8 protein-coding genes and 1 pseudogene are annotated in these 10,074 nt (G+C 44.1%); 2 read left to right on the forward strand and 7 right to left on the reverse strand.

Annotated elements, in window-relative coordinates; translation table 11 throughout:
* From RDQ32_RS09955 to RDQ32_RS09970, 4 genes and pseudogenes are all read right to left on the reverse strand, one after another.
* Positions 1-273: pseudogene (locus RDQ32_RS09955) on the reverse strand (ABC transporter substrate-binding protein); the annotation flags it as partial.
* Between the two features lie 523 nt (positions 274-796).
* Complete coding sequence (locus RDQ32_RS09960) at positions 797-2,041, reverse strand: OmpA family protein (protein WP_308580326.1); 1,245 nt, start codon at positions 2,039-2,041, stop codon at positions 797-799.
* A 201-nt stretch (positions 2,042-2,242) separates the two neighbouring features.
* Complete coding sequence (locus RDQ32_RS09965) at positions 2,243-3,088, reverse strand: DUF364 domain-containing protein (protein WP_308580327.1); 846 nt, start codon at positions 3,086-3,088, stop codon at positions 2,243-2,245.
* Between the two features lie 91 nt (positions 3,089-3,179).
* Entirely contained in the window at positions 3,180-3,437 is a 258-nt protein-coding gene (locus tag RDQ32_RS09970) for a hypothetical protein (RefSeq protein WP_308580328.1), read from the reverse strand.
* 347 nt (positions 3,438-3,784) lie between these two features.
* Between RDQ32_RS09970 and RDQ32_RS09975 the strand changes: the two genes are divergently transcribed.
* A complete protein-coding gene (locus RDQ32_RS09975; protein WP_308580329.1) occupies positions 3,785-5,023 on the forward strand; it encodes an ATP-binding protein in 1,239 nt (412 codons plus the stop codon).
* Between the two features lie 149 nt (positions 5,024-5,172).
* Here RDQ32_RS09975 and rpsI read toward each other — a convergent pair whose 3' ends face one another.
* Entirely contained in the window at positions 5,173-5,565 is a 393-nt protein-coding gene (gene rpsI / locus RDQ32_RS09980; protein WP_007156834.1) for a 30S ribosomal protein S9, read from the reverse strand.
* A 13-nt stretch (positions 5,566-5,578) separates the two neighbouring features.
* Complete coding sequence (gene rplM, locus RDQ32_RS09985) at positions 5,579-6,007, reverse strand: 50S ribosomal protein L13 (RefSeq protein ID WP_007156835.1); 429 nt, start codon at positions 6,005-6,007, stop codon at positions 5,579-5,581.
* Between the two features lie 507 nt (positions 6,008-6,514).
* Here rplM and glmS point away from each other — a divergent pair.
* Complete coding sequence (glmS, locus tag RDQ32_RS09990) at positions 6,515-8,392, forward strand: glutamine--fructose-6-phosphate transaminase (isomerizing) (RefSeq protein ID WP_308580330.1); 1,878 nt, start codon at positions 6,515-6,517, stop codon at positions 8,390-8,392.
* A gap of 254 nt (positions 8,393-8,646) precedes the next feature.
* Here glmS and RDQ32_RS09995 read toward each other — a convergent pair whose 3' ends face one another.
* Entirely contained in the window at positions 8,647-9,741 is a 1,095-nt protein-coding gene (locus RDQ32_RS09995; RefSeq protein WP_308580331.1) for a sugar kinase, read from the reverse strand.
* Between the last annotated feature and the right edge of the window lie 333 nt (positions 9,742-10,074).

Genomic DNA, 10,074 nt, shown 5'->3' on the forward strand with positions numbered 1-10,074 from the left:
GGCTGCATGGCAGGTCATAAGACCGTAGCGGTCATCTGCTGTTAAAGGATTCAGGGTATTTCCCGGGTCACCGTCAATGATGTAGGTGAAGCTGTCTTTCTGTCCGGAAGCATTTGCCTCTACCTTCTTCTCTCCATCAGAAGAAGCATTCTGCTCTTGTGCCTTTTCTGTAGATGCTCCTGTTCCCTTATCTTCCGCCTTGCTTCCTCCGCAGGCTACCAGGGCTGCGGACAAGAGTAGCAAGGGAAGTAGCTTAGCCAAGTTTTTTTTCACTTTTCTCCTCCTTCTGTACTGTTTCTCTTTCTTCCGAGATTTTTCTATATAATTAGGAAAAATGTCGGTTTTTCGAAATCAAAACGGTATTTTATGATAATTTTTATTTTGCCTTCTTTATTATTATACTTTTTCGCTAAATTTATCAATAGTATAAATCACTTTTTTGTTAGATATTTATAATCGTGATAAATGTATAGACTTATTGGATTTATAAATAGTGTATAAATCAGCCCTTCATATTTAAAAATTCCGGCATATTTTTTACAGACTGTTCCAACATCTTCCACGATAGTCATGAAAGCAAACTCTCCCGTTCTTCATCCGACATAAACATTCAAAACAAAAAAGATGTAAAAAACCATGGAAGCTATAGCTTCCTGCAACAATCCGAACTCTCTAAGGGTCGATTCGCAATGTTACACTCCCGTTTTTTACATCTTTAATTTCTTTTTTGATTTAGATTAATTGGTCTTTAAAGCAATTTTAGCTTTTAAGCAATTTGGCTTTTAATACTATTCTCTTATGCAGTAGGAACGATAATCTCTACACGTCTGTTCTGCTGTCTTCCTTCTGCTGTATCATTGGTGGCAACAGGACGGCTTTCTCCATAACCGTGGGTGGTGATTTCTGCAGTCACGCCCTGAGATGCCAAATAACTCTTTACGGAATTTGCACGATTCTCGGAAAGCACCTGGTTGTGTTCATCCGTATCCATGGAGTCGGTATGTCCGTCAATCTGGAAGGCGGTAATGCCCGCTTCCTTTAATACCGTTGCCAAATCGTTTAAAATCTTCTCCGCATCCGGACGGATATCGTACTTATCCACATCGAAAAGGACACCGGAATCCAGAGTAATCAAAAGGCTGTTGGCCTCCAGTCTAGGTACTGCGGGAACCATGGAAAGCTTTGGCAGCTTTGTAGGCTTCTCCAAAGGCTTGGCATCTACGGTCTTTTCGTCATTGCCAAGACTAATCACTGCCTTTCCCTGTCCATTATTTTTAATGCTTAAGCCGGTTTCGCTGTTATAGTAGCTTCCGCTTCCATCCGACTTTACATCAATGTCAATAGAGCCCTGGGTATAGCTGGTGGAATCATCGCTGACCATCATGGTAATTTCCTTCTTCGTGTCTGTGAAGATTCCATTGCCACCTTCGCTAACCTGGAGCGTAATGCCCTGTCCATCATCGGAATACTGTCCTGTCCCGTCAGAATTCACCTGTAAGGTGATACCCTTCTGCTCATCCACATATTGTCCGGAACCGTCGGTATTTCTCTGGATGGTAAGCCCTCTCTCCGCATCCACATACTGTCCTGCTCCGTTTCCGTCTGTCTGCACGGTAAGACCGTCGGAGCTCATCTGACCGGCTCCTCCTTCTCCCAGCTGCATCACACTGTTTCCACGGTAAATCTGATCATTCTCCAGCTTTACAGGGGTAACGGTGATACCGGGAACGGAACTTAAGGCTTCTGTCTTGTCCATGGTAATCTTCGCTGCAGGATTTTCAAAAATTCCAAGACCGTTAATCTCCACTGCGGGAATTGCAGGAATCTCTCCCAATGCATAACCGGGAACAATGAGATCCTTGGCATCGGAAGCTTCTTCCTTCTCGGTTTCTTCTTCCGTTTCCTTTTCCGTTTCTTCTCTTGTTGCCTTCTCTGTCTCTTCCTTCTCTACACTGCTGGGCTCTGATGCTTTCTTACCGCTACAAGCGCTCATCATGATGGCAAATGACAGGGCGATAATAGGATAAATCTTTTTCTTCATACTCTTCCTTTTCTCCTAAAGCTTTTACAAAGCGGAACTCGGCACTATTACACTCTTTTCCTACCGAAAACCGACAAGTTGCCCTAGCAGTGTATCAAAAATACGCAAAATAGTATATCCTTTTAAGAGTTTTGTAAAATTTTAAAAGTAAGCACGATTTTCCTATGCTTTATCTTCTACGAAGCGCGATTTTCCTATGCCTTATCTTCGACGAAGCACGGTTCGTTCCGCATATTTTCCGAAGAAATGATAGCCGGAGCCTCCCTCACTGATGATATCCAAAAGCTCATCCGCCTTCGTCACCTGAATTCCACCAAGCATAGTAACCCCCTTAGAAAAGAGGCAGTCCGGAAGCATGCTTGCAGTAGGACCCACCACCAAAATTTCCGCATCCTTTTTCGCCATAGCCAAAAGTCCAGGCAAGGTATCATTCAAAATCGTCACCCCGGTAATTACTAATAAGTCCGCCTCCGGCACGCATTCTCCCGCCCTCTCCGGAGGAAGGTAATAGGGCATTTCCCGCTCCTTTAAGGTTCTGCTGTCCTTTTCCAAGATATGAAAATCCGCATTTTCCTGCATAAGCTTTCGGATTATAGGCACCAATGCCCCTACCACTACGGATTTCCTATACTTCTTTACATCAATTTCATCAAAGGCATCCGCACCAAGGAGGAGCTCATATTCCGGATGTGCTTTCTTTTCCCATACCAGGGTGCTGAGCGCATTTAAGGCGGCGATTCCCAAAGTTCTTCTTAAGATATTCTCCGAGAAAATATCCTCAAGATAGGCTCTAACCCCTCTCCCCTTTAGCTTTCCGGAAAAGGGCATAGCCTTCGCAGAGCTGGGACAGCACACGGCCTCCGGAATCTCCTTTACCGGCGTAAAACATAAGCCTCCATGCCCCGTGGAAAGCTTCACCCCGGAGAAAAAGAGACCGAACACCGCTCGTTCCACGGTGATACTGTCCAGATCCACCGCTTGCTCGATTTCCCTAATACATTCCTGTAGGAAAATGTTTGTTCCTTCTATTTTCTTTGCTTCTTTCATAGTAATGCTCCTTATAATCCCCTTAGAATACTCCATCTCTCGATAACAAAAAAGAGAGCCTTCACAGGCTCCCCTTATAGTTTTTCAAAAATTACTTGGAAGACTCTTCTGTGCTCTCGGACTCTTCTGCTGCTGCAGTGGTCTCCTTAGCATCCTTCTTGTCATCCTTCTTCTCATCCTTCTTCTCATCCTTCTTCTCGTCAGCCTTCATAGACTCCTTAGCTGCCTCAGTCTCCATCTTGCTCTCAGCTGCTGCAGTGGTCTCTGCCTTCTTACCGGAACAAGCTACCATTGTAAGAGCTGCTGTCATTGCTGCAAGTACGAATAATCCTCTAACCATCTTTCTCATAATAGTCTCCTCTCTTCTGCCAATTGCAGAAAAAAAACATTTTTCTTTTTTTTGCTTTCAGAAGCTAAAGAACGCGTTTCTGAAAGATGGAAGTAGAATACTCCTATGCTTTTTAAAAAACAAGATTTTTTTATTCATTTTAAAAACTTATTAAGAAAATGTTCCAAAAATCTTCTTTGCTGTTTGTAGAAAAATACAAATTTTCGATTCTATCCTTTTAGAAACATACACACCATCATTTTACATTCCAATATTGGAATATATTTATATTTATTATTATTTTGTTCCCATTTCGGAATAAAAATTGCTTTATTCTATATTTTGCGCTAATATTGGAATATTATATTATGGAGGTGATTGCATTGGTTAAAAGAAAAGAATACTTGCATCGTCTGATTCAATGGAAGGATGAACAGCTCATCAAAGTTGTCACCGGTATTCGCCGTTGCGGAAAATCCACAATGCTTATGCAGTACCAAGAATGGTTAAAAGATAATAATATTTCCGATGAACAAATTATTTCCATCAATTTTGAAGATTTAGAATATGAAGAGCTGCAGGACTATCAAAAGCTCTATGACTATCTTAAACATCGCTTATGTAAAGGGAAGATGACTTATATTTTTTTAGATGAAATTCAGAAGGTTCCTTCCTTTGAAAAAGTCGTAGATAGTCTATATATAAAAGCCAATGTGGACATCTACATTACCGGTTCCAACGCTTATATGCTTTCCGGAGATCTGGCTACACTATTAACCGGTCGATATGTCGAAATCAAAATGCTTCCTCTATCCTTCAAAGAATTTCTTGAAATTTGCAAAATGGATCAAGAGCGAGGTCTGACAGAATATATGCGGGTTGGAGGACTTCCCTATATAGCCACAATGGATCGCACGCAAGAAAAACTCGAAACTTATCTGGAGGGCATCTACAATACAGTAATTGTAAAAGATATCGAAGATCGGCAAGCGAGGAAAGAAAAGAGTCCGGAGAAAAGGAAAATCTCAGATATCTTTCTACTAAAAACCATCGCAAAATATCTGTCCGGTGTTATCGGAAATCCGATATCTGTCCGGAGCATTACTGATTATCTGAGTTCAAATGGAAGAAAAATCTCTCCTAACACTGTGAGTGATTATGTTGAGGCTCTTACAGAGTCCTTTATTTTCTATTCTGCAGAACGTTTCGATATCGTTGGAAAACAGCTCCTGAAAGCTAATCGAAAGCTATATATTGTAGATTTAGGTTTGCGAAACTTTATCTTGCCTCGCAGCCAATACGATCTTGGATTTTCGCTGGAAAATATCGTCTATTTTGAGCTCCTGCGTCGAGGGTACCGTGTGATGATTGGAAAGCTTGGTAATACTGAGGTTGATTTCGTTGCAGAAAAACAGGGGGCCTATACCTACTTCCAGGTCACCGCAGATATGACCGCAAAAGAAACCTTTGACCAAGAACTGAAACCACTGACCAATATCCGTGATAACTACGAAAAAGTTATTTTAACCGGTGACCGATTAACTATTGGAAATTACAACGGTATTCAAATCAAAAATCTATCTGATTGGCTCTTAGATAAAGAGTAGGATTGGAACTGTACGAGCGACCAGCAAGATGCCCTTTGGCATCTTGCCGCAAGTAGCTACGAGCCTGTGGCGAGTAGCCCACAGTTCTACGGGATAAGAAAAGACTCCCCAAATACTTGGAGAGTCCCACATACTGAATATGTCTTTTCTTATCTCTTGGAGAACTGTGGAGCACGACGAGCTGCCTTCAATCCGTACTTCTTTCTCTCCTTCATGCGAGAGTCTCTGGTTAAGAAACCGGACTTCTTTAAGATAGGACGGAAATCGCTATCCATCTCGCAAAGTGCTCTTGCGATACCGTGACGAATTGCACCGGCCTGACCTGTGGTTCCGCCACCCTTAACGTTTACAAGAACATCCAACTTTCCTTCGTTCTGTGTTGCCACAAGTGGCTGACGAACGATGGTCTTCAATGTCTCTAATCCGAAATACTCGTCGATAGAACGCTTATTTACGGTTACCTTTCCTGTTCCTGGCATGATATATACTCTTGCTACAGAGCTTTTTCTTCTGCCTGTGCCGTAATTTCTGTTTGTAGCCATTTTTTATCCTCCCTTAGATTGATAGTGCAACTGGCTGCTGAGCCTGGTGCTTGTGATCCGGACCAGCATACACGAAAAGCTTCTTGTACATCTGTCTACCTAAAGGACCCTTGGGAAGCATTCCCTTAACGGCAAGTTCAATAACCTGCTCCGGCTTGTTTGCTCTCATATCTCTCAAAGAAGTTTCCTTCATGGAACCAACATAACGAGAGTGAGTACGATACAGCTTCTGCTCCAGCTTCTTACCGGTAACGGTAATCTTCTCTGCGTTTACTACGATTACATAGTCACCACAGTCTAAGAACGGAGTAAATGTGGGCTTTCTCTTTCCACGAAGTACTGCTGCGATCTCTGATGCAAGACGTCCGAGTGTCTTCCCCTCTGCATCTACTACGAACCACTTTCTCTCAATAGTAGAAGCCTTTGCTACGTATGAATTCATAACAACCTCCTATGTGTAGGCTACTTACTCTGGTCCAGTCAAGGGACTGATTTCAGTATTTAATGTAGCCCGGGCATTTGCCCTGCTTCTGTTCCGCTGTAATAACAGCCTTATCACTTTATAGAATTTCCCTTGTATTGTCAAGGCTTTTCTGCATTTTTCCGAGGATTTTCCAAGGATTCCCTAACGATGCGCATCCATGCTTTTCTTTACGACAATTTTAGAAATATCCTCCGGAAAAAGAATTTTTCTTTAAAATTTGCAAAAAAGCATTCCCAAGTTCTTTTTCACCATGGTATCATAACACAAATTTTTCTTTCTGAGGAAAAAAGAAAAATTAGCGCCAGGGCTTCGGGAACCCCCAAGCCGACGAGGTAAACAGTCATCGAAAGATTCGGCGGATGCTGTTTCGGAGTAGTGCATCGTTAGGGAAAGAAAAAAAGCGAAATCAAAATCGTAACAAAAGCTTTCTCCGCACCGCAAACAATCAAATAGGAGGAATTTACAATGTGCGGTATTGTTGGTTTTGTTGGGCAGGGGAATACAAAGGATATTCTTCTGGCCGGTCTTTCCCGTCTGGAATACAGAGGCTATGATTCTGCGGGAATCGCTTTGTACTCTCAGCCTTTCACGCTGGTAAAGGCTGTAGGAAAATTAGAAGAATTGAAAAAGAAGGTTGCGGCTGACAAAGAATGTCAGCTTCCCTACTCTATGGGAATCGGCCACACCCGTTGGGCCACCCACGGTAAGGCCAGTGAAAAAAATGCCCACCCCCACCTGTCCATGCACAAGGAAGTGGTGCTGGTGCATAACGGTATTATCGAAAACTTTGCGGAGCTTAAGAATTTTTTACAGGAACAGGGTTATAGCTTCTACTCCGACACGGATACGGAGGTAGCGGTAAACCTGATCGAATATTATTACCGGAAGGATAAGGACATTTTAAAGACTCTCTTCTCCGTACAAAAGGAGCTAAAGGGCTCTTATGCCTTTGCCATCATGTTCCAGGAGGATGAAAAGACTCTTTATGCCATGCGTAAGGACAGTCCTTTGATTGTGGGTAAGGGAGAAAATGCCTTCTATCTGGCTTCCGATGTTTCCGCCTTTTTGGACTATACCAAGGAAATCTACCCTGTGGAAAATCGAGAGATTCTAAGCCTTTCCGAAAAAGAAATCCATATTTACAATAAAAATGCCGAAGAAGTACAGCGTTCTTCCGCTATCGCAGAGCTGGATCAGAGCCAGATTCATAAGGGCGATTATCTGCATTTTATGGAAAAGGAAATCTTTGAACAGCCTAAGGTTGTGAAGGACACCCTGCTCTATGCCTGCAATCAGGAAAATGAAGAGACTGCAGGAAATGCGGGAAATTCAGAAAATCCGGAATTTTCCTATGAAGCCTTCTCCATGACGGAAAAGGATTTTCAGGAAATTTCCAGAGTTCGGGTAATTGCCTGCGGTTCCGCTTACCACGCAGGATGGGTTTTAAAATCCGTCTGCGAAAGCTTGGCCAGAGTTCCGGTGCAGGTGGAGCTGGCCAGTGAATTCCGCTATAACCACCCTATTTTGGAAAAGGGCGAACTGGTAATCAGCATCAGTCAGTCCGGAGAAACTGCGGATACCTTGGCTGCCGTAAAGGAAGCCAAGAAATTAGGAGCGAAAACCCTTTCCATCGTAAATGTGAAAGGCTCTGCCATTGCCAGAGAATCCGACTTTGTCTTTTACACCCAGGCAGGCCCGGAAATCGCGGTAGCCACCACCAAGGCCTACAGCTGTCAGCTTGCGGCAGGCTACATTTTCTCCCTGCTTTTGGCTAAGACAAAGGGAAAAATCAGCAAGGAAGAGACTCGGAGCCTAACAGAAGAGCTTTTCCTTCTTCCGGGAAAAATTCAGCAATGTCTTTCCTTCGATCAGGAAATCCTTCCTATGGCAAAGGAACTAAAGGATGCGGACAATATTTTCTTCCTGGGAAGAGGGCTGGACTGGGCCATCTCCATGGAGGGCGCTTTGAAGCTGAAGGAAATCAGCTATATTCACTGTGAAAGCTATAGCAGCGGAGAATTAAAGCACGGCACCATCAGCTTAATCGAAAAGGGCAGCCCGGTTATCGGTCTTCTTTCTCAGGAAGAGCTTGCCGGAAAGAGCATTTCCAATATCCATGAGGTACGAAGCCGTGGAGCAAAATGCTTTGCCATCACCATGGAGGGTATTTCCATTGAAGAAGAGGACTTTGCCGGAAGTCTTATGGTTCCCAATACCCATCCTCTCTTTGCCGGAAGCCTATTGGTGCTTCCCCTACAATTCCTCTCCTATCAGGTCAGCCTGTTAAAGGGCTTCGATCCGGATAAGCCCAGAAACCTGGCGAAGTCCGTGACAGTGGAATAAAAAAAGGAACTGTAATAAAATCAGAGTTTAGTGAAAGTTTTGGCAGTATAGGTCTGAAATGGGGGTAATCTGAGCCCCTCAGTACTTACTGAAAGCGAGCAAAGCGATGCTAGAAGTTAGTACTGCTAGGTGGCGAAGTTAGCGAGAGCGTGCCCCGATTTTAGACCTATACTGCCAAAACTAATTTACTCTTTCGATTTATTACAGTTCCTTTTTTATGCCCCTTAATTTACTACGCCAAATTCCGGCTTATCCTATCGAAGCACTCTTGCGCCGGCTCCCTTCATTAGGGCCTCCACCTCTTCTTTTCTGGCCATGGTGGTGTCTCCCGGTGTGGTCATGGCTAAAGCGCCGTGGCAAACCGCATATTGGATGGCAAGTGCGGGATCTCCCTTTTCCATTAAGCCGTACAGAAGGCCTGAGGCAAAGGAATCTCCTCCTCCCACTCGGTCAAAAATTTCCAGCTTGGGGAAGGACATTCCCTCATACACCTGACCCTCTGCATAGCAAATGCCGGACCAGTCATTTACCGTGGCACTGTGTACGGTTCGAAGGCTGGTAGCAACCACCTTAAAATTGGGGTAAAGCTTTACCAGCTCTTCCTGCATTTTCCCATAGGCCTTAGGGTCCAAATGCTTTAAGTCCTTCTGTCCCTCTACACGAAGACCAAGACAGGCGGTGAAATCCTCTTCATTTCCCATCATAATATCCACAAATTTGGCCGCTTCCCGGTTTACTTCCCGGGCCTTCTCTACGCCTCCGATGGCATCCCACATGGAGGGGCGGTAATTTAAGTCGTAGGAAATCACCGTACCGTGCTTCTTTGCCGCTTCCATCACTGCCAGCATGGTTTCTCCGGACTGCTCGGAAAGAGCCGCATAAATCCCTCCGGTATGCAGCAGACGAACCCCCAGCTCCCCGAAAATCCTATCCAAATCAATATCTTCCTTCTTCAACTTGGAAATGGCGGTATTTGCCCGGTCGGAACAGCCCTTGGCGCCTCTTACTCCGAAGCCACGCTCCGTAAAGTTGAGACCGTTTCGGCAGCTTCTTCCGATGCCATCCGTCTTTGCCCAATGGATAAAGGATGTATCCACGCCTCCCTGCAGAATAAAGTCTTCCACAAGGTATCCGATTTCATTTGCCGCAAATGCTGTAATTACCGCAGTTTTCAAAGAGAAACAGCGTCGAAGTCCCCGCACCACATTGTACTCTCCGCCACCTTCCCAAACCTTGAATTGTCTTGCGGTACGAATCCGGCCCTCTCCCGGATCCAGGCGAAGCATGATTTCTCCTAAGGAAATGGCGTCGTAAGCGCAGTCTTTTTTCTCTCGAAATGATAAAGCCATAAGGGTTCCTCCTCTATCTTCTGTCCAAATGCTCCTTCCTACTCTAACATAAAAATGCAATGGCTCACAGGAGGCTTTTTCACTATACTTTTCCTTACGGTTTTAGACATTTTTCCTATGGTACTAGCCTCTGTTTTGTCTTGTAAGCCATAAGTCCTATTTTATTTTATCCCTAATCTATCTTTTACAGCACAAAAAAAACCGGAGCCCCTACCGGCCCCGGTTTTCCTTGTTTTTTGAAAGTATTTCGTTGCTTTCTTAGAAAGTCTTATCTCAGAAGAGAAAGAACTCCCTGTGGCTGCTGGTTAGCCTGAGAAAGCATAGACTGTGCAG

The organism is uncultured Oribacterium sp. (genome assembly GCF_902481605.1).
In the GTDB taxonomy this organism is placed as follows: Bacteria; Bacillota; Clostridia; order Lachnospirales; family Lachnospiraceae; genus Oribacterium; species Oribacterium sinus.